The following is a 23,361-nucleotide window of genomic DNA, read 5'->3' on the forward strand; positions in this document are numbered from 1 at the left end:
TCACGGCGTGGTGTGGCCGATCCAGTGGAATCCCTTCAAGAAGTCGGCCGCGTGCATTCCCCTCGGCAGGTGGCGGTCGATTTCGGCGAGGGTGGGGTAGCGGTCGTTCGGTGAGGCGTCGTTCGGTGGGTTATCCAGTTCGTCGAGGAGTTGTCGCAACTCCCGGGTGATCACAGCGTCCGCTTCCAAGGCGAGATCCGCACGGATGCGGCTGCTCAGCGCCCGCATGCCTGCGGCGAGATGGTCGGGATCGGTGACGCCGTTCCAGTCGAGGTCGTGCCTGATCGCGGCGCGAGCCCCGCGGCGACCGTGCACCGTGAAGGTCACATCTTCCACCTCGGACCGACGGAGGTAAGCGCGGAGTGGGGAGACGACCTGGTCACCGGCTCTGGTGTGGGCTTGCCATGGTTCTATCCACAGCTTGTCGAATCGTGCGGTGAGCCAGCCGTTTTCGTCGAACTCGATGGAGAGATCCAGATCGCCCGCCTCGGCCGGATTCTCGCCACGGCTGACGAACACGCCGCGGATCCGTATCCCGGAGATGGACTCGTCGTCGGTGCGCAGATAGTTGACACGGGTCAGCCGGAGCTCGAGCTCGAGGCCGTACTCCCGTTGCAGGCCGGACAATCTCGGTAGCAACTCGCTTTCGGCCGGGGGTTCGGCGAGCAGATCCGGGATGGCCGGCACCTCCGACAGATTCGGGTCCGGTGCGACGGTGGTCCGCCGAGTCGAGTGCGTTGTGGTGTCGAGACCGGTGCTCAGCAGGTCGGGGCGGGGCCGGCTCGGGTCGGCTGCATGCAGCATGAGGTCGCGGACCTGCTGATAGGTCAGTCGCGTTCCCCGTGACGGCCACTGCCCGGTCGTCTCGGCGTAGCTCCACAGGGCGAGGTAGTCGGAGTAGAAGCGACGTGTCAGGGGGCCGGCTGTGGCGGGGTCGATGCTGATCTTGCGCACGAAGTATCGGGAGTCGGTGTACAGCGAGTCGAGGGCGGCCATGGCGCGCAGCCGCTGGAACTCCCGAACTCCGGATTCACCGTGCTGGTCGCGAATTTCGTCCTCCACCATGATCGTCACCCGGGCCAGGGCCTCCGGCGGCCATGAGTTCCAGAAGACGGTCACGTAGTCCCACAACCGGTGCCGGACGCCGGTGAGATTCCAGTTGTCGAGGCGTACTTCGCCGTCGGGCCGGACCCACAGGTTGCGGAAGGTGGCGTTGCCGTGGCTCAGCCCGGCCGTCCAGGTGGTGTCGCCCGGCACCCAGATCTCGTGCGGCAGCGGTACTCGCATGCTGTGCAGGAACGGATGAGATTGTTCCTGCTTGATCCGCTGCATGCTCAGGTACAGCTGTTCCTGGTCGGCTACGGTGCGGACCGACAGATCGTCGGGCAGCTCGACCGCCTGCAACCGCCGCAACTGTCGGAGCAGGGCGCGCAAAGTCCGTGGCCAGTCCGGGTCACCGGTCGTGGGGACGCGGCCGGGGCCCATTTCGCGGAACGAGTAGTCGTCGGAGTGGGCCATCGTCGTCGGTACGTCGACACCTGCCTGCCGGGCCAGACCTTCCGCGCGTTCGTCGTCCAGGGCGACCTGGTCGACGAGCCGGTCTCCGGCGAGCAGTTTCGGATGCGTGGGATTGGCGGCCAGATCCTTGTCTCCAGGCGTGGCGACGATGCGCCGCACCTTCACCGGCTTTCCGCCGCCGTCGGTGACGCACCAGACCTCCGTGTAATGGCCGGCGACATCGGGGGAATTCGTCACGACGGTGATCAGCATGCGGGCCGCATCGTCGAGCTGCAAGCCGCCGTCGTGGACCGGTTCGGCGATGTCGAGCAGGTAGTCGGTGCCCTGCGGGCGGCGCAGGGCAGGGCGGAATGTGATCGGGGTGGTCGGCAGCGCTGGATCGGTGAGGTCCTTGTACGCCCATCGCCGGGCGAACCACGCACTCGGCCCGGCCTGCCCGCCGGGCTCGGCGACCCAGCTGTAACCGCACCGCGCCGCTCGGACGCCGTCTTTGCGCGAAACCTCGACCTCGATCGCATCGGCGCCCATCCGCCGGGCCAGGTCTTCGGCCGGTCCGAGGAGGTACGGGCCGCCGTAGTCGGCGGCGAGGCGATCGAGGTCGGCGCCGATGGGTTCCGGACGTGCGGTGACTCGTCCGTACTCGTCGAGGTCGAAACGCACGGTGATTTCGCCGTATTCGCGGGTGCCGTCCATCAGCACGGTGCGCAGCCGAATGCGGCTCACCACGCCCGGGTCAGCGTCATCGAGCGACTCGTATTCCGCCGCGAGAGCTTCCAGCCTGGCAGGTCCGTCGGCACACCGCAGGGTGGCGATGGCTTCGGACAGGCCGGCCTCCGCTGCGGCGCGGTCGTGCCCGATCGTGGCCCGCATCAGCAACTCGCGCACCGACAGCCGCGGCAGCCAGGACGTGTCCGGATCCGTCGCCTGGGTAGCCGGTTCGACGGCTGCCGATCGGTCGGTAGCCGAATCCGACGCTGTCAGGTGGTTTTCGCGTTGCCGTACGAATTGGCGAGACCATCGCTGCAAGAGGCTACGCACCTGGGTCTCATCCGGTGCCCGTCGACCCGCGGCCGCGAACACGACCTTCAGGTTGCGGTGCAACGCATCCGTCGCGTCGGCGAGGAAACTCGGGTCGCGGGCGATCAGCAGCGGCAACCGGAAGCTGTCTCCGGCAACGGATTTCCATGCTTCCAGCACCAGATATCGGTCGAAGTCCGCAGCAGCGTCCGCGCCGTGGTCGCGCCGCAGCCGCGCCCGGCACCAGTTCATGACCTTGTTCCGGACGGTGGGGGTAGGCCACGGGTTCCTTGTCGCGAACGCCACGTAATCCCACACCGGCGATCCCGGCTGGGTCAGTTCCAGGTCGAGCAGCCCGGCCCCATCGGGGCCCAGCTTCATGTTGAGGAAGGTCGGATCGCCGTGCAGTACACCGAGCTGGATATCGTCGTTCGTTGCGGGCCGCACGGCGAAGATCTCGTACAGGCCGGGCAGACCCAGTTCGCCGTGCAGCCGATCATCGGTGTCGAACTCCAGGGGGATCCGTGCCACCTCGCGAACCAGTCGCTGCTCCCATTCGACGCGGGTGGTGGGTACTTGTTGCTCGGGTTCGGCCTCGGCCCAGTGCTCGGCGTGCAAGGCGTGCAGGCGATCGAGCGCCGGGAACACGGTCTCCGCGACGTCTTGCCACGGATCATCCGGTGTGGGGTGTTCCCCGTCGAGGTACTCGTGGAACAGGTAATGCTCGGGATAGGACTCCTGGGCACCGACGTGATACAGCGCCGGTACCCGGACACCGGCCTTCCGGCACAGCTGGACCGCGGCGGATTCCCCGAACGTGAGGCCGATCCGGGGATCGAAATTGGGATTCGGCGTATTGATCGACGCCCGGATGACAACCTTCCTGCCGTTCAGCTCGAAGATCCAGACCCCATGATGATTCCCGGCGAAGTGGGCTCGGTTGCGGAACAGCGTGGTGAGAAGTTCGATGTCGGTTCCGGTCAACGCGGGATCCTCGGTCTCGGCACCGATGGACGCCATCCGGGCTGTCGGTCGCGGAGCCGCACCGGGGAGTGGATCGGAAACGTCCGTGGACGCACTGTCCAGCACGCCCCACCACCTGCGGTCCTGCGGCCACTGCTGTGATGACGGCTCGAGATACGCGGCCAGCTCCGTGAAGGTCGGTCGTGCCTCGGCGGGCCGGTCGAACCGGTCGAGCATCGGGTCGGCGATGAGTTCCCGCGGGTCGGTGCTCAGCAGGTGCGCCGTGCTCTCCCGCGATTCGGCCAGATGGTCCGGATCGGAATCCAGCCGAAGACCGTGCTGTGCCGCAATCGTGAAGCCGGTCGGGCCGTTGACGGGCACGATGACCCGGCCATCCGTGCCGACACACTGGCGCAGTTGCGGAACGAAGTGCTGCGCGAAGTGTCCGCCCGCGAAGGCCGGGTCGACCACCAGGTGGTCGAAAGTCACCGTGACCCGGCCATTTTCGTCTCGGCGAACATGGAAACGCATATCGCCCGCTTCATCGACGCCCGGTAGGCCCTCGGCGGCTCCGCCCTGGCTGACATGGAAACGCATGTCGCCCGATTCGCCGACGCGCCACGTGCCCCCGGCGACAATGGTGGCTGATACGGTCAAGCACCGATTCCCGGCGTTGTCGGTGTACCGTGCGGCGGTCGGTGTCACGGCGTAGTCGCGAGGACCGTACCGTCGATCCAGCAGACCGTTCACGACAGCCAGGAGTTCGGTGTCGCCTGCGACCTCGGCGGCCGGCAGAGCCGGATGCGGACGTGCCGTGGGCGCGACGGCCTCCGGACGTTCCGCGGATGATGGTGCCTGCCGGATCGGCTGCGCCGCAGGCTCATTCGGCAGCGTCGGCAGCCCCTGCCTCGTGCACACCTCGTTCACTGCTTCCAGCATCAGCGTGCGAACGACATTCGGCGACTCCGGCTCCCATCCGCGCAGGCGGCACAGCCGTCGATAGTCGGAGTAGAACCGTCCGGTGAGCCGGTCGGCCTTGCCGGCATCCTCCGCGATCTGCTGGACGAAATTGCGCGAATCGGCGTAGAGCGAGTCGAGGCAACCCATTGTCAGCAGCCGATCCAGTTCCGCTTCGGCGCCCGGTCCGACCAGCCCGTTCGCCTCGAGGTCGCGAACCTCGGTTCTGATCTTGTTCTCGACCTGTTCGGCGATCTCCGGCGGCCAGTTCGACCACAGCATCGTCACGTAATCCCACAGCGGGTGGGTGACGGCGGCATTGTCCCAATCGATCAGCGTCGCGGTGTCGTTCTCGTCGTCGATTCGCAGGTTGCTGAGCGTCATGTCGTTGTGATTGAGGCTCGGCCGCCAAATCGCGTCGTCGGTATCCGGCGACCAGGCCTGATGCGGGGCGAGGCGGAACAGCCGATCCAGCCAGGGCGCGCGGCGACGGTAGTTGCGGCGCTGCTGATCCAGGTAGAGGTGGAGGTGTTCGGTCACAGGCCGCACCTGCAGATGCGGGGGTAGCCGCATATCCAGCAGACGTCGCTTCGCCTCGAACATCTTGTTCAAGATCAGATCCCAGTTCGGATCATCCGGCTCCGGGGTGCGTCCGTCGGCATACTCCTCCACGTAGTAATCGCGCCACCGGTATACCCGTGCGGGAACATCGGTCACAGTTCCGGCAAGCTGCACGGCATCGGGTGCATCGAACGGAAGCCAATGGAACCAGCGGACATTCCGGTGCGACGGATCGGGGTTGCGGGTGAGGTCTTTTTCACCTGTGGTCGTCGGCAGTACCTGGTGCACGACTATCCGGTTGCCGTTGTCGTCTCGATAGCGCCACGTCCGCTTGTTGTTTCCCTCGTAGTCGGGTGCTCGGAGTCGGGCCCGCAGGATCTGCCTGGCGGCAACCTTCGAGTCCAGGGTGCCGCGGCCTTCTCGTTTGATGTTGTCCAGCAACGTTTCCTGTGCGGGCGGGTCCGTGGGGATGGCTACGACCGGCCGCGCTTTCGGCTGGCTCCATTCGATATCCGCGGCAGTAGGTGCGTCGGCCATGTCGATGCACGCGGCCCACGGTGCGAGGATCTCCTCGAGCGGAACGCCGGCGTCGACCAGCCCGGCATCCCACAGTTCCCTCAGCGTAGGGAGGTCACCTGCTCGCAACCTTCGGCCTATTTCTGCGACGCCGGGCGGGACGGTCGGCACGCGCTGTTCGAGGTCGTCTATGGCGTCGCACAAGGCCTCGCGGATTGCTTCTCTCTCACCGGGATGCTCCCTGTTCAAGTCGAATCCGGCCCGAGCCGCAGCCGCCCAGTCACTGACCAACGCCGCCCGGAGCCGGTCCGCGCCCGCGTCACGAACGAAGTCGAGCACGAGAGGTTCGACCTTCTGGGCTTCCAGGTCGCCGACGCAATCTGCGACCATCCGGCCGGAGGCATCCGTGACAAAGGTGAAATAGACCTCGCCGCTGATGCGTGTGCCTTCCACGACCGCAGCCGTGACGACGGCGGTGAGGAAGCCCTCCGGGGAGCCCAGCCACCGCAGCCTGACCGGCTCCAGCCGTCGCGGTCCGTCCCAGCGTTGGACGGCGGCCAGTGCCGCCGACTTGTCCACATCGTGGTGACCGGCACCGAGCTCCCTGTCGGCCGTGTGCAGCAACCGCCGCATCCACCGGCGTGGTTCCGTCGCGCGAGCCGGCGGAATCTCCCAGGCAGTCGCCGCGGCGGCGGACGTGTCCAGCAGTTCCAGCTCACGTAGCGCCCATTCCGCCAGCAGATCGTGAACCGCCTCCTCGGAGATGGGGTCCTGCCCGGCGGCGCGGCGGACGAGGGCGACGTTCCGGTAGAAGTCCGGAAGCACCTCCTCGATTGTCGCGAACCCTGTGGCGATCTTCTTGGGTAGCCGGTAGGCATCGCCGATGATCGACTTGCGTGCCTCCAGCAGCACGTAGCGCTCGAAGTCCGCTACCAGTTCGTCACCGACACCGTCTCCGTATAGGTATTGCAGAATCGTGCGGATTTCGGAGTGCACAGCACGTCGTTCGGCGTCGTCGGCCCAGTCGTTCACGAGGTAATACCGGGCCCAATCCCATGCGATGGGCGCGTATTGCGCGAGTTTCGAATCGGTGAACCCGATGCGGCCGTCGGCGCCGCGCCGCATCTTGCGGCGGATCGGGTTGCCGTGCGTGAAGCCCATCAGCTCGCTGCCCTCGTTGACGAGCGTCGGCTGCCACAAGACGAAGAGCGGGACGCCGCCGATCAGCGTGTCCAGCCTGTGGTCGAAGTCGCCGTGCTCCAGTGCCAGCACCCGGCGTTCTTGCTTCCGGTCCCATAGATGCTTCGTGTGGGGAGTGGAGGACAGGCCGTGTAGTCGAGACAACTCGAGGAAGACGTCCTCGGTTGTGCGGTCCCAACCCTCGTCCGGCAGGACTTCATCGCCCGCGATGTGCTCGTGAATCGTCACGCGGGTCTTGAAATCCAGTGCCATCGGCGACGATTCGGAGTCATAGAGCAGCCGCGGGCCGCGCACCCCGGCCTGGTGGAACAGGTCCGACGCTTCCGCCGCCGGCACGGCCAGCGAGTCGAGATCGAAGCCCAAACGCTCCGCCTCGTCCAGGTACACCCGGACCGTCACCATCGGTGCCGAGGTCGCGCCCGGCCCGGCGGGCAGCGGCAGATGCCAGACACCGCATTGGTTTTCGGACTCGTGCGGCGAGGTCACGCGGACCTGTTCCATCAATCCGAGCACCTGCTCGCGAGTGAGTCGTCGGTCCAGGCCCGAAGGGGCGGGCTCGGCCGCGACCGCCGGTGGTGCACAGCGTTCGCTCAGCCACTGCGGCGCGTTCTCGACCGGTGCGAGGCCCGCGCGCGACAGCAGGTCGCGACCGGACAGTTCCGCGGCGCCCGCGTCGTCGGCCACCTTCACCCGCAGCACATCGGCGCCGATGCCGCGCACGAAGTGCCGAACCAAGTCGAGGAACGACCCTCGTCCTTTGCCGCCCCGAGCGGACCGATACTCCGGTAGGAAGTCGCCGGCCGGGCCGGGCTCGACGTAAGCCGTGACGATTCCGGAGGCATCGAGCTCGAAAATCAGGTCTGTATCGCCGAATTCAGCTTGATCGATCATCACCGCGGCGCGCATGCGGAGGCGTACCGCCCCCTCGCGGGCGGGGTCCGGCTCGTAGGCGGCGCCAGTCACGTTCAGTCTGTGTGTTCTGCGCTGTGTCTGTGTCGCCGGAGGCTGGATAGCGATGCTCAACTCGACCTGCCGTCGGTTCTCCAGCAATCTTCGAATCGAAGACCCGAGCCGCGGTGGGAGCGGCTCATCGAGTGCCGGTGTCATATAGGCGTCGAGGTTCGACGGCCGTCCCCGGGACAGGTGCCTCGTGAAGGCTTCGAGCACACGCTGACCTTCGTCCTCGGGTACCGGTCGATGTTCCGTTTCCCGACGCAGGCCGGCCACGTACTCGGACCCGGCGCTGAGCTTCCCACGATTCAGGAGGGCCCGGCCGATGGCCGCTTCGCGGCGCACGAAGGTGAGGTTCGTGGAAAACGCCGACACCAGATCGGTGTACCGGCCCGGGTCGGTAGCGATGTCCATGGGCGCCTGGAGTGCCTGGCGGATGGCCGCGATTCGTGCTTCGACCGCGAGGTAGCGGTGGAAGTCGGCTTCCCCGGCGCCGTAGTGCCGTTGCCGAATCTGCTGCATGCACCAGTTGAGCACCTGCGGCCGTACCTCGGGCGGCCAGGGATTGCGGACGGCGAATGCCGCGTACACCCAGGCGGGTGGGCCGAATGCGGTGTGATTCTCATGCGATCCCGCCTGTGCGCTGTCCCGGACGAGGCCGTCGAGTATCGGCGGGCTGTGCAGGCCGACAGGCTGCGCGCCGTCGTCCTCCGGATCTTCTCGTGACCAGAACATCTCGGACAACGGCGGCAGGCCGAGCAAGCCCGATCCCGATTCCGTCCCCGGGCCGGGGCGTAGGCCCGCGAGCCTCGCCTCCGCACCGCGCACCGCACGGCGGACATCCCGCTCCCAGGCGGCGCGAGTCGTCGTCACCGGCGGCTCGCCCTCCGGGATGTGCTGTGCGAAAAGCTGTTCGGCGACATCGCCGCGAAACGACAGATCCTCGCCCACCAGCTCGGCAACCCCCGCCGGGGTACCGGTGGCGTGCCCGGGAACGACGACATCGCGGCCCTCGGCGTCGTCGTCGTAGGGGCCGAGGTCGATCGCGACGGGGTCCTGGGGGGTGCCGGGAGTCGTCCCTGTATCGGTGGGGCCGTCCGGCAAGTATCCGGGGTTGGGGCGCCAGTACTGCGGTAATTCGTCGGCAAGTGCGGCGAAATTGCCCCGCCAAATCTGCGCGGGGATCTCGAAACAGCCCATGACGCGATCGCTACGCAGGCCTCCCGGCCAGTGCACGGAGACGACACCGCCGTTCTCGTCCACCACTCCGAATCCGCCGGGCGCGTCGACGACGTAGATCTGATGGACGAGGGTCCACTCCGAGGTCTCGTCGTCCACCAGCACCGATTCGCCGTAATCGGCGGCTCGATTCACCCGCACCGTCGTGTAGACAACCCTGCCGTCGCGCTGTGACAGCGGGACGAACCCGTTCGCCCACAGGTCGCTGCGCGGACGTGTGTCGCCACGGAACAACAGCCCTCCGCCGATACGCCACCCCGATTCCGGATACTCCTCCTGGAGCTCTTCCCACCTTCGACGGATCGCGTCCAGGTCGACATCCTGCTCGACGGCCGCGGCGAGCAGCACACTGTCCGGCAGCTGCGCGGCCGGTTGCCATTGCACGGGTACCGACGGGCCGTCGAGGATCAGCCGTACCACCTGAGCGCCGTCGAGCGGATGCACAGGAGCGTCGGCCGGCGGACCTTCGGCAGAATTATCGTCCTCGGCGTCTTCGTCGTCGAGGTCGATCGCGACGGAGTCGACGCTGTTGCCGGGGGTCTTTGTGTTACCGCGGGTGCTCGACGTGCCCGGGAAAATTCCGGATTCCGGCGAACTTTGCGGGTCCCGGTCGGAGTCCCCAGGCCCGCGGGCGGGCTCATCAACCGTGGGCGGGCCAGGGACGGGCCTCGCTACACCCGGTGCGCCGGGGCGGGATCCGGTGTAGTGGCCGTCGGTGCGGAGGAAGTGGGCGTCGATATCGGGAGGTCGGTTGCGGTGGCTCGCGGGTACCGTGAGTCGGTTGGTCAGTGCGTGGATGCTCTTGGTGACGTCTCGGCCGGATTGCCCGTCGACGTAGCGGATGCTGCCGTGGTAGTTGACGACGTTGACGGTGTGGCCTTGCGAACCTCCGAAGGGTTGATGGCGGTAGGCGATGATGCCGCGTGCCAGGTGGCCGGCGTCGAGGAGTTGCTGTTCGAGGTCGGTCCAGCTCTCGACGTGCTGGAACGTCGTGTCGTAGTGGGCCTGGATGAACCGGACGTGGGATCGACTGTCGTCACCGGGTACTCGTCCTGTTTCCGACGGTTCGGCGACGATGTCGGGTCGCCCGCTGAGCCGGAGGTCGGCGGCGAGGGTGCACTCGGCGCTGATGTCCCGGTTGCGCAGTGGGTTGACGCCGCGGATCCGCTCGACCAGCGGGTCGTCGGGCGCGGGCTCCACCGGGGTGGGTGACGGTTGCGCCGCGCCGCTGTCCACGGCCGGTCGATCGGTGTCACCATCGGGGGATTGCGTGGGTTCGGCGTCGAGCGACGGTTGTGCTGCGACATCGGTCGTCTCCGTACTCGCACCGGGGCTGGAGAGGAAACGGCCATGCAGGTGGGCGGCGAGCTTCTGGATCAGTACTCGGCCCTGGCTGCCAACTATGCCGAGCAGGTACTGGTCGATCACCTCGAGCATGTACTCGTCGACCGACCGGCTTCCGATCATCGAATAGAGTCGGGCCGCGAGATATCTGGTGCGCAGATACTCCGGCGACTCGCGGTCGAAACCGCGGCAGCCGGGGAAGTGCAGTGCCGACCACAGGTCGTTCTTGCGGTGCTGCTCCCAGAATTCGTATTCCTCGGGTGTGAGTACTTTCCGCATCTGGACACGGTCGCCGTCGAGCATCGGTCTGCCAGCCAGGTAGGACATGGTTCCCGTCGCGATCGACAGCAGTTGCGGCAGTTCATCGAGCGATGTGTCACGCAGGTACCGCTGGAACGGCATGGCCCGGTCGACGGCGGCGCTGCTGGTGGGTCCTTCCGGCTCGTCCTCCGGCATGGTCCGGAACTTCCAGACGGTGATCGTCTCGTTCCCCTGTATCCTCTTCTCCTGTTTGAACAACAGCGGTCCGCGGTCGGAAATACCCAGTAGCTGTTCGGCTTTCAAACCGGTTGCGACGACCAGCGCGAGTGTCAGGTAGATGGGGGAGCGTCGCAGCAAGCGCTTCAGTTCGAAGGCATCTTTGGCGGTGAGTTCCACGGTTCGCAGCGCGGCGCGGTCGCCCTTGCGCAGCGCCCGGAGCCACTGCCCGCGGTTGGCGACCCAATCCGGCCCGGACGGTTCGGCGGCGTTGGGAATCGGCATGTTCTCGAGGTAGGCGAACGGACGATTGCCGTCCTTGTCGCGGAAGGTCAGCAGTTCAGCGATGAGCTGCTCGATTTCGGCGGCCTCCGCCGGAGCGAAGCCGTCGTTCAGTGCGCGGGTGCGGGCGGCTCGCCTGCGTTCCGGATCGGTGACATGAAGCGCCGGACCGCGGCCCCCTCGGGCCGGCCGATGTTCGGCGCGGGTGGCCTCGGCGCCACGACCCGCGGTGATCAGGCCGATATTGTCCAGCGACTCGGTCGGCACCCGGGCCTCGATATCGGCATACGAGTTGTAACCCTGATGGACCTGCATGCGCTTGCGGAACTCTGGTGTCTTCGGTGGCTCCGCGGTGACCCGCACCGCTCCCCAGGACTCGCCGGCCGGATCCGGTCCCAGACCGCGGTTGAGGAATCGGCCGCGCCGGTCGGGAGCGGTGGCGCCGAGCCAGGCGATGGGATCACGGGTCGCCGTCAGCACGTAGACGTTCTCGGCCCCGATACCGAAGTCGGTAGCCCGAGTCATCGGACCCGCGCCCGGGGAGGCCGTCAGAACCACCTGGTCGATCTCGCCGGCCAGCCGAGCGTCCCGGCCCGCGTAGCACACGGTCGTGGAGCCGTAGCTGTGTCCGAGGAGAGTGTGCAGTCGTGGCAGCGCGGTGCCCCGATGCTCTGCCAAAGACTCGCGAGTGCTGTTGTAGGACACGGTATCTCGCGCCACGACATAGCCCCCGACTTCGGCGAACCGGTGATAGAGGGGATCGAACGGGAGAACCGGCACCGTTCCCTTCAGCAGTTTGGTCGGGTGTTCGTAGCCGATATCGATGATGGCCGCCACGGTCTCTTCGGGTGCATACCGTGAGGTCATCTCGTATTGCGCACCCGCAAACCCGTATCGGTACAGCAGTGACCGCAGCGTGGTCCCGAAGCCGCCGACATGGCGGGTGACGTTCGTCGCTTCGTCGGCGTCTCCGATGGACACGGAGATCCGGCCGTTGCCGTCGTATTTCTCGGCGTCGTAGGCGAGCAGTTGTACCGGCGGCGACCCGAAGTCCTCGACGCGGCGTTCGATTTCGGCCAGTTGATCCCGGGTGGTCTCCAGGTTGAGCAGATGCGCCTTCTCCGCGGCGGTGAGCCCGCGGTGCCCGATGATCCGGCGCAGCTGTGTGAGCTGCCGGGTGATCGACCGGCGATTGGCGTAATCGCGCACGGTGTACGGGATGCCGTCGGTATTGCCGATCAGGGCGGGGTGTACCGCCACCATCCCCGCCTGCTGTTCGGTGGACAGCGAGAACCACCAGCGCGCATTCCTTCCGGCGCGGGCCCGGGCAGCATCGACTACCTCATCGGGGTCGACGCGCTCGACCAGCGACCGCAGTGTCGCGTGCTCGCCGAACTGATGGCGAAGTGCGGCGATTGCCCGCGCCGCGTGCTCGTTCTCCGGTCGGGTGGGGTGTGGATCAGCTGGAAGCGTGGATCCGTCCGCGCCCTCGGCGGTGCCGAAGGCCCAGCGGGAGTCGGGAGTTGGTTCGGCTGGAGCGGTCTCGGCGTCGGACGGGGGCGTGCTGTCGTCGAGGTCGATGGCGACGGGGTCGGATTCCGTTGGGGGGATCTTCGCCAGCGCGGCGATCGCGAGCGCGCGGGTCGCATCCAGCACTTCGGTTGGGTCGGTCTCCAGACCGCCGGGTTCTGCCTGCCCGGTAGCCGGGTCATTCGACAGAAGCGGCCAATACCGCTCGATGAGACGTCGTTGGCGTTCGGTAAGGGTGGTCAAGGCGTCCCGGACATCCGATGTACGGGCCAGGGCCAGTGCATCGAGGGCCGGGTCCGATGCCGCGACGATCCCGCTGCGGACCAAGAACTCCAGGAAATTCCGCCAGAACTCGGCGATCTTGCGGGCGTCGGCCACAGCTTGGTCGGCATCCGGCGGTGTCTCGTCCGAGCTCTGAGCGACTGGCTTCTTCTGTGGCGCGGCGATGTCGCGAGAGTGCTCCCACATCTTGTCCTGTCGCGCGAGCACGCGGCGATACCCGTCCACGGATCCGTACACCACGAACAGCGATTGCTGCATGGCGATGGCGCGCCGGTACCGATCGAGTTCCGACGGGCTACGGTCGTTGGTCACCCATTCGTACGGATCGGCTTCGCTGTGGATGTCGACATCACTGACGTAGAGCTGCGACAGCGGGCTCGAACTCGGGTCCAGCAGCCGTTCCAGGGCATACGCGTGGTCCAAGCCGTAGTAGTGGTCTCCGTCGCGCAACACGTTGTCCAGTCGGTCCCAATTGTCGACCAGCACATCGAGGAAACCCAATTGGCGCGCGTCCGGATGGTTCCGCAACGCCTCCAGCGCATTGATGTCCAGGTCGGCGTCGCCCGGCAGCCACGGCATCAGCACGGCATCGGCACGGTCGGGAGCGGGGATCACCGGCGGTACGGGCGCCTCGACCGCATAGCCGATCGCTGACACCAGGATCTCGGCGGCACGGGCCTGGGCCGACAGCGAGCTCTTCTCGACCACCGCGAAACCGTCGGGATAGGTGAGCAGCTCCGTGATGCTGTTCTGGCTGTACATGTGGCTCGGGCTGGTCCGAACAGGCGGCCCGGAGCGTTCGGCCGCGGCAAGCCGCGCGGCGAATTCGGTGGCGGACATCCGAGCACCGGGCGCGTGCGGCGGAGTGTCGTCCGCGGGCTCGAGCAGGGATTCCGGCAGTGGCACCGTCTCGTCGGTGGTCCGGCTCGGCTCTGCGGACCAGGCTGTCGTTCGCTTGGACTCATCGCTATCGCCGAGGTGGATGGCGACGGGGTCGATGCGATTACCGGATAATGTTGGCTTTGCGGGTTCGTGCGGGGTGCTATCCGGCTGGGGCGCTGGGTCGCCGCCCCCGTTCGGCCCCTCACGCAGCGATCGGTCGACTATTGCCAGTACCTGCTCGTCGGTTTCGGGCAGCGGCGCGTCCGACAGCAGCGTGGCCAGCAGTCGCTTGCAAGCGAGGGCATCGTGCTCTTCTCCCGGCACGAACGGCGCGGGCCTTCCACCCATGCGGCGGTAGCGCTCTCGCGCACCGAAGAGACCGAGCAGTGCCACCGGATCCGCGATACCCGCGGATTGTTCCACCTGGGCTTCGAGCAGTCGGTACCGCAGGCTTCCCGCCTTGACCGTGTCCACCCATTCGTCCCGCATGGTGAGGACATCTTCGTCGAAATCCGGAATGGCGCTGGGGTGCTTCCCTTGCTTTTCGAGCGCCCAATTCAGCAGGATCCTGGACAGCGGACGGTGATAGTCGCCCTCCCCGTGACGCCCGGAAATGCTCCACAGCTCGAGGTCTGTGGCTACTTCGTAGGGGTCTTTGTCGGGGTTGCTCACCGCGCCGTTGAACCACTCGCACGTCGCTGCGACGTCCGCGGCCGTCCCGTCCGGGCCGTCGAACTTTCCTGCCGACTCCGGTGCCGTCCGCCGCCCGAGCAGCTCATGCAATTTCAGGATGAACTCCACGCTCAGCTCATCGCCGAGATGCTGTTCGGCGTAGTGGCGAGCTTCCAGCCAGCTCAGCCACTCCTTACGTCCGAAAAGCAACTCGGGCCGAGACACACCCGCCGCGATGGCAACGTTCCGGAATTTGTCGTCCATATACAACGTCAGCTCGAGTGTGCGCTCGGCATCGGTCTCGATGCCGAGCGCACGCTCCAGCTCACGTATTTCGTCGTCGAGCGCCGCGTCTTCTTCGGAGATCACGGGCGGCGCGGTCGTGTCGATCGTCCTGTCCTGCTCGGCCGCCTGACTCCGCGCTGTCTTCTGCGGAGCCTGCAGCCAAGCGCGTGAACCGGGCGGCAGCATCTCGGACAAGCTCGCCATGGCGCGGCGCTGGGCCATGGTGACGGCCCCGCGGCTCTTGCCCAGAAGGCTGGCCACCGCAGCGGTCGTGCGCCTCTCGACGAGTTTCTGGCGCAGGCATTCTCGCTGCAGATCGGGAAGTCTGTCGACCCGCCGGGCCAACGCTCGCCGGTTATCACCTACAGCGGCCCTGACCTCCATCGGCAGCCAGTCGGCGTGCTCCAGGGCGGCCACGATCTCGGTTGCCGTCCTACTCGCCCGCGCGGCCGACGGGTCGGGGGACTCGGCGTTGTCGATCGGTGGTTCGGGTTCGTGCTCGCTGTCGCCGAGGTCGATTGCGACGGGGTCGGCGCCGTTGCCCGGGGTCGTTCCGGTGCGCGTCGACGGATGTGCGGCGTTCGGAGAGTCGGGCCGGATCGCCGCGGCGTCGCGCACCTCGGCGACCAGGTCCCGATCGGTCTCCGGCAGACCCACCGCAGCGCGCACCCTCGCTGTGGCCTCTTCGAAGGCCGTGATGGTCCGCGCGTCTTGCTCCCCGAACACGTAGCCGCGCACCGCGGCATCGGTGTAGCTGCGCAACACCGCATTCTCTGCCCGGCGCAGCGCTTCCCGGACGCCGCCCGACACACTCAGCGGCGCAGGGAATCTGGCGACGACGGCATGGATGACGTCATCTCGGCTGAGCCGGCCCCGGGCGAGTTCCGACAACAGCGGCAGCAGCCGATCCTCAGGGATGCGGCGCCACGCGTCGGTGATGGCCCGCCGAGCGGCCTCGGCAGCGGCCAGCATCGAACGGCTGTTGTCGAGCAAGCGCTGCACGGTCCACTCGGAGGTTCTGCCGGAGTGCAACTTCGGCATCACCTTGTCGACCTCGGCACGGAGACCGTGGAAGAATTCGCTGATAGCCAGGTCCACGGCCATTCGCGAAGGCCGGTCGGCGTCCAGATCCGCGAGCACCGAACGGGCCGCCGCACGCAGCGCTTGGACGTAGCGATCATTCGTCCCGCGCAACAACCCTGACATCCGGCTGCGTTTCATCGGGACGATCTCGGCGAGCTTTTGGACATCGCTCTCGGTGAGGTCCGAGCGAGAGGTCAAACCCAGCAGCGTGGCAATCGTCTGATCGTGCCGGCGCGCGGTATCAGGACGGGCCGCCAGTCGGTCGTCCACGAGGGCGTCCAATTCCGCACGGATACGAAGCAGCACGGTCGGGTCGATCATTCCGCCGCTGTCGGCCAGTTGCCCGAGCGCACTCTCCAGGTCGCGCATCTGGCCGATGATCTGCGTAACCTCCGGCTCGGGCTCAGGGTCCGGTGAGTGGTCCACCTCGCTGCTGTCAGCCGTTGTTCGAGGTGCGGCGACGGAGTCCACCAGCAGGTCATAGAGCAGCCCCACCGGCTCGTTGACACTGTCGCGGCCGTTGAGCACGACATCGACGAAGGCCTCGGCCAACGCCTCGGTCGGATTGAAATAGCCGTTCTTGTCGAAGCTGTAGACGGTCAGGTAGCGGTGCAGCCAGGTCGTGAACGCCGCGTAAGTCCGCTCTCCCAGACCATTCGCCTTGTAATGATCGAATAGCGTCTCCTCCGCACGGTATCTGGCCTCCCGCCGTCCCGCGTAGTCGAGCATGTGGCCGAACTCGTGCACGACGATCGCATACGCAGGACGGTCGGCCATGCTGGGATGCGCCTTACCGGAGGCGATTCGGTCCTGCATCCACCGATGTAGTGCCTCCGGATTCGCGGCCAAATCGGCGTTGAATGTCATCCATTCGGTTGTGACGGAACCGGTGATGGGATCGGTCTTCGACATCGTCTCCGCGCCCACCTTCGGCGAGAGCCAGCCGATGTCGATGATGCCGATATCGACCTGCGGGTGCTGCGTGGCCATGTCGACCAGAGCCCGGGCGATCTCACGGACAGTCTCCGGGTCGAGATCGGGCCGGTCGAATTCGTGGACCTCGACGTCGGGCTTGCCCGTCAGTCGGCGCAGTTCGTCGCGCAGCCATACACCGACCTCCGCCGGGCTCAACCGCGATACCGCGTCCGCGCTCGGTGTGGCGAGTTCCGCAGCGGGCTCGTTGCCCGCTGGCTCGTCCGGATCGCCGAGGTCGATCGCGACCGGGTCGATGCGATCAGCGGTCGAGGTCGGCTGCGTATCGGAGGTAGTGGTTCGCGTCGTCGGCGTCATGTTCGCTGGTTGGATCGGCTCGACACCCGTCTCGGTCACGACCACGATGCCGCGCCGCTGCTGCGTCCAGCCGAGCTCGGTGGCGGCCGCCTGCACCCGGTTCGTCGTCTCGGGATTCGTACCGCCGCGACCGTTGAGCACGCGATCCGCCTGAGCCTTGCTCACCTGCGCCCGAGTGGCCACATCGTCGAGCGTCACTCGTCGGAGTTGGCCTCGGCTCAGCACGCGCGACACCAGCTCTGGTGGGAGTTCCCCGGCCAGCACGTGCGCGATCCGATACAGCGCGCCCTTGACGGTGCTCTGGCTGCGGCCCGTCGCTCGAGCGACTTCGGGTTGCGAGAGACCCTGCACCAGATACAGCTCGGCGTATTCCCACTCGGTGCCCGAGAGCTGCGAGTAGCACGGCCCCAGCACATCCGGGTAGTGCGCCGCGATCGCCTCGATCAGGAACATCGCCGAGCCGTCGGTCAGCAACACACCGACGGACAGCAATGTCGCCAGCCGTGGCGCGGCGGCCTGCCGCAGCGCGGCGACCCGCGCCGGCGACAAATCCAGCGCCTTCGACTTCTCCTCGATGGTCAGCTCGTCGGAGTACAACAGGGCGCCGCCTGTTCGCAGGTCCCGCGGAAGTCGATTGATGCATTCCGTCAGCACTTCCGTTGGCGCTGATCGGATGATCCGAAACGCCCTGCCGCGGCGCGGATAGTCGGCGGTGCCCTCGTGGACCGCCGGGACCGGTGACCTCTCGTCTGGATTGTCCACCACGACGCCGGGACGTCTACTTGCCCATCCGAGCCGAGCGGCCTCCGTCCGAATCCGCTGCTCCGTCTTCGGATCGGCGTGTCCGCCCGCGAGTACCCGGCGCGCCGTCCCCTCGGCCACTCCGGCCCGAATGGCGATGTCCGCCAGAGTCACTCGACGAAGTGGGCCAGCCCTCAGATAGCGCCGCACCAATGTGGGCGGGAGTTCTCTCGCCAGTATGTGGGCAATTCGTCGCAGCAGCTTGTTGACGGTGGTCTGCTGGATACCCCGGGTCCTCGCTATGTCAAGTGTCGAAAGGCCCTGTGTCAGGTACTGATCGGCATACTGCTGCTGGAGACGGGTGAGTCGCGGAAAACAGGCTGCCAATATCGCAGGCTCGTGCGCGTGGACCGCCTCGACCAGCAGTAGTTCCCAATTCTCCGACAACAGCATTGCCGCCAGCAGGTCGGCGATGTCATGTTGGCGTTGTTGCACCGAGGTAGCCGGGCGGCCCAATCGTTCCGCCGTGACGGAGACGGACAGCCCTTCCAGGAGCAGCAGCGTTGCGACGTTCTGGTCTCCCTCGGAAAGGAACGGGATCAGGCGCCGCAACTCATCCTTCGACGTCCCGCGGACGAGCTGCAACTCCCTACCCCGCTGGTGGTACGGCACTCGATCGTGATCGATGCGTACAACGGGAACCGGCGAATTCGACGTCTGTTCTTCGCCATCGGCGACGATCCCGGCCCGCCCATGTCGCACACCGAGACGGCGCGCGGCCGCCCGGACCCGCTCGATCGTCTCCGGTCCGGCATCCGGATGCCCAGCGAGGATTCGTTTCACAGTTATCGTGCTGACTCCCGCTTCCCGGGCGACATCGACCTGGGTGGCCCGCCGGAGGGGTCCGCCACTCAGGTACCGCTCCACGACCTCCGGCGAGAGGGTCGAGGCCATGCGCCGTGCGATGCGGTGCAGCATGCGGCGAACTCGCTTCGGCCTCCAGGCCAGCGCCGTCGCGATTTCGGGCACTGTCCGACCCTGCCGGAAGTATGAGTCGAAAACTGCCTGCTCGGCCTCGGTTACCGGCCCCGTGACCGGTTCCAGCAGATCTCGGTCGTGAGCCCAGACCGCCTCGACCAGCAGCAGCATCTCCTCATCGGTGCGTCCGCTGGGATGCGGTTCGGAGCGCCGCAGAGCGGGAGATCCGACGTGGGACAACGCCATCGACACCGTGCGAACCGCGTTGTGCAGCCGCTTCCGGATGAGGTCGTTGTTGCGCCCGGTGGCGGCCGCGATGTCGGCCACCGTCTGCCCCATGAACCAGCGGACGAAGTATTCCCGCGGGCCGGTGCGAAGGCGTCGAACTACGCTGCCGAGCAGTTCGGGCCGCTCATGCTGGGCTGTTCGAATCACGGCCACATCCGTGGCCAGGCGTTCGTCGTCCATCGCAAGCGCTTCGCCGCCCTCGGCGAGCACTGAGGTGAGGTCTACGTCGTCGGCCGCGAGCGCGGCCAATGCCCTGATCAGCGGGCCGTGTTGCGGCATTTCCGCCGCGAACTTCCGACCCAGCTCGGCACGTGCGCGAGCGATCAGGTTGTTCACTTCACTCGGCGCAGCCCCCAGGTGGTCGGCTACCTCCTCTGGGGAGTAGCCTTCGACCGCGGTGAGCCAGAGCACCGTGCGAAATTCTTCGGGCATCGATTCGAACGCCAGACCGATAGGGGTTTCCTCGGAGACCTCCGGTGCTCGATCGCCGCCCAGCTGGATTCGATCGAGTGCGGCCATATCGTCGGTGGGGACCTGCCGGCCGGCGCGAGCGCTGGCGGCGTACGCCCGGTGACGAACGGCCGTGCGCAGGTAGGCGCCGAAACTGAGCTCTGGCCCGTCACCTCGGCGGATCCTCACGAGCAGGTCGGCGAAGCAGTCGGCCACGATGTCCTCGGCGTCGGATCGGTCGCGGACAATCTCCATGGCGGTACCGAGACCCCATCCGTAGTACCGCTCGTACAGCTCGTTGTAAGCGCCGGGGTCGCCCGCGCGAACTGCGGCGATCCGCTCTTGATCCCAGGCACGTTCCAGGCGCCACCGCTCGGGGATGTTCGCGTCGTCCCGGGCCTCGTGCGTGTTCGGCTGCGCGGGTGCGGGGTGCTCGGACTCGGTGTCATCGCCGAGGTCGATCGCGACCGGGTCGATGCCCCCGGGGCGGCGCGCTGATTTGTCGGCTTGCGATGTCTCATCGGTGATCTCGGTCGGCGCCGCGGAATTGCGCGAGGTGGCCGCGGCGGTGCTGTCGGCGTGGCGGGCGCGGATTGCTGCTTCCAGCCCGCTGCGCGCCTCGATGCCGAATTTGGCGTAGATCGATGTGATGTACTTCCGCACCGCCCACGGCGTTACTTCGAGCTCCGTCGCGATTTCTTTATAGTCCCTGCCTTCCACAAGTCGCGTGAACACCCGGAACTCTTGTCGGGTCGACCCGACTCGGGCGAGTTCGAGCGACCCGGCCACTTTCTGGTAGGCGACCCGTACGTTGTCAGGTATTTCTTGCTCGACGATGTGTCCCATCGCCGATGTCTCGATGATTCCTCGCACCTCGTTCGCGACGGCAGACACGAGTTCCCGTCTGGTCATGCCCGGCAGGCCGTACCGGAGGAAATCGGGCATGGACACGGGTGCGGTAGCCATGCCGATGTCCGGGAACTCATCCATGAGCTCCTGAATTCTCTTCCCGAACGTCGCGTGGACTTTCGGGTCGAGGCGCACGTAGTCCCAGATTTCCGTCAGGTCCGACATCATCTGTTCGGTGTCGATTCCCAGGTCTCGAAGTTCCCGGGTCCATTCGTCGAACGAATCGATGCGCGCGGTGGTCGGCGGTGCCTGCAGCTCCGACCGAGAGTGTGGCACGACCTCTTTCCGAATGCTGCCTGCGTTCCGCGCGGCCTCGGTGAGGGACGCTCTGTCCTTCCAGGGTGTCCAGCCGCCTGCTCGAGGCTCCGATGCGGTGGGATCGGGCCGTGAAAGGCGCACCTCGAGCGCAGCGGTTTTCGGCGGCGTCTCGCTCTGTACAGGTCGAGACCACGGGGTGGCGCCGGGCGTCGCGGTGCCCCGAGTTGATTGCTCCGCAGGTGTGTCGGGTTCATCGGCGTCGCCGAGATCGATGGCGACAGGATCCGGACCCCGATCAGTTGGGGGTGCGTGCTCGTCGTCGTCCGCTGCCGTGGCAATTTCGCGATCGAACCGGGCCTGCCATTGTTCGTCGGACTCACCGAGGAGAAGCGTGGGGGTGGAGTCCTGCTCCAGCTCGGTGAGCCATTGCGACAGGTTGTCCAGATAGTTGGTGACCACGTCTGGTCGACCGGCGCCGAGATCCTCAGCGGTCACGACGTTCAATTGCGCGTGCAGATGCAGTTTGACCAGCCCGTCCAAGGTGTTGACATAACGCCGGACGAGCGGATCGATATGGTCGGCATACTGCTGTTTCAGATCGGTGACCGCACGGCGCCACTCCGACGGAGTCCAGTCGGCGCGCTCACCATCGAGTTCGAACTTGTCGGCGAGCTCATCACGCATCCGCGCCAGAATGTGCAGTACGTCAGAAGGGCCGACGTGCGGTACTCCCGGATCCACCGCGTTCTCTTCGATTTTGGCGAGGATTTCGAGAACATCCGGATAGGCGGATTCATGCTCCAGCCGCGCGAATTCCGATTCCGCGTCGATGATCTTTCGCCGCATTTCTTGAATCCTGGCGCGCGGGTAATTGTGCCGGACCCATGTCGGCGTGCCATTGATCGCCTTGACGAAATGGTTGACGAATCCCTCTTTCATCCAGTCGGTATCGGTGAATCCGTCTTTCGTCCACGGAATTACGAATCCGTTGCTGTTGTCGATGGGGCGCAGATGTATACCGCGCTCGAGTAGCCAATTTCCGCCCTCGTGTCGATCCCACGGGCGGATCGCGGTGTCGCCGAGGCCCTGCCGCTGCGCGGCGGGTGTGTGGAAGAATTGTGCCCACTCATCTCTGCCGCTGGCGGTGATCTTATCGGCTTCGACCCCCGGCACGTACTCGACCAAGAACACGCGATCCTTGCGGCGCAAGAATCCTGGTGGTCGTGCGCCGGCGGCTTGAAGGATGATTGTCGAAAGCTCTTCGGCGTTGGCTTGAGTCTTGTCCCTCACATGCTTCTCGATGACCCGGAAGCCGTTGTTGTAAGTGACTTTGAAAACAAAGATCGAAGTCGTGTAATCATCCGTATAGTCCTTGAGTAATTCTGGGGGGGACTTCCTGCCGGACCGCTCCGCTTCCTCGACCTTTTCTTTGAAGGATCGTTCGTCGATGAGCCCGTTCATCCACGCTGCATCCTCGTGGTTTCGATAGAAGCGGAGTCCCGTTTCCAGCTCGTCGTGAACACCCGACACGGGTTCGACTGTTACCTGGTCGTCCGCCCCGATCAATGCCCGCTGGTACTCGATCGTCACGTTCTCGCGCGCTGCCCATTCCCGCAGGCCCGGTACCTGCAGATCCAGCAGGTTCTGCTGGCCGAGCAGCGGTGACGCCACCACGATCCGGCGTCCCGGCAGAACCCCGATCCCGTCGACCAACCTTCCTTGATCGTCGTGAACGGGTTGCAGGCCCTGCGCACGGAGCACCTCACGGGCGGCGAGGACCGCCGATGCGGTGCGGACCTCGGCCGCGTACCGGTGAACGTTGTCGATATGGGGCTTCAGAAAGCGGAAATGCTCGCGAACTTCGCGCATCAACTGCACTTCGGTCAGCAGCTGAGCCGACTCCGCATCGAGCACCTGTCGGCGCAGCATCGTGGCGAACCGCAGGCGCTGTCCGGCGCGAAGTTCGTTGATTGCCCGTGCGATCTCCTCGGCTTCCTCAGCATGGAGGTGCGTGGTGTCTTTCCCGGAGTCCCGGACCGGCCGCAGTGCTTCTTCCGCCACTTCCTCCAGTTCGTGCCGGGTTGCCTCGAGCAGGCGACGTATGCTGCGAGGCAACTCGATCGGCGCACCGGCGGGAGATCCGGTCACGTCGCCCGTCCATCCCTCCGGTGCGGGGCTGGGTGCGTCAGGTTCGTCGGGGTTGCCGAGATCGATGGCGACGGTGTCCGGTCTGCGGGGTGCGCTCGGCGTGGTGTCTTCGCTCGCAGGTTCGTCGAAGGCTCCCAGCCGCACGGCTTTCATCAGCATCGGAGTTCGCTTCGTCTCGCCGAGTACGGCGCCGATCCGGGCCCGGCGGCGCTTGACGGTGAGCTTGGCCACGCCCAGCACCTCGGCGATGGCCTGATCCGTGAGGCCATCGGCCATCAACTGGAGAAGTTGTCGTTGCTCGCGGTCCAGGCGGACCGTACCGGCTGGTGGTCGATTTCCGTCGTGGACGAACCCCTGCCGCTTGGCCGCCAGGACCGTCCGGATCGCGCCGGTGGTACCGAACTTCTTGGCCGCACTCTTCTGGTAGTTCGTGACCGCCTTCGGGTCGACGCCCAGCCGTCTCCCGATCTCCGCAGGGGTCAAACCCTGGTAGATCAGGTTGAGCACCTCGAGTTCCCTGCTGGTGAGCCAGGGCGAGGA

General features: G+C 66.3%; 1 protein-coding gene (cut by a window edge). It reads right to left on the reverse strand.

From position 1 onward, the window contains the following. Positions 1–23,361, reverse strand: the 3' portion of a protein-coding gene (locus ABZW96_RS30000; RefSeq protein WP_355079071.1) for a sigma-70 family RNA polymerase sigma factor. The gene runs 20,634 nt beyond the window's last position; only the last 23,361 of its 43,995 coding nucleotides appear in the window; the start codon falls outside the window, past its right edge; its stop codon occupies positions 1–3.

The sequence above is a fragment of the Nocardia sp. NPDC004168 genome (genome assembly GCF_040610355.1).
In the GTDB taxonomy this organism is placed as follows: Bacteria; Actinomycetota; Actinomycetes; order Mycobacteriales; family Mycobacteriaceae; genus Nocardia; species Nocardia sichangensis.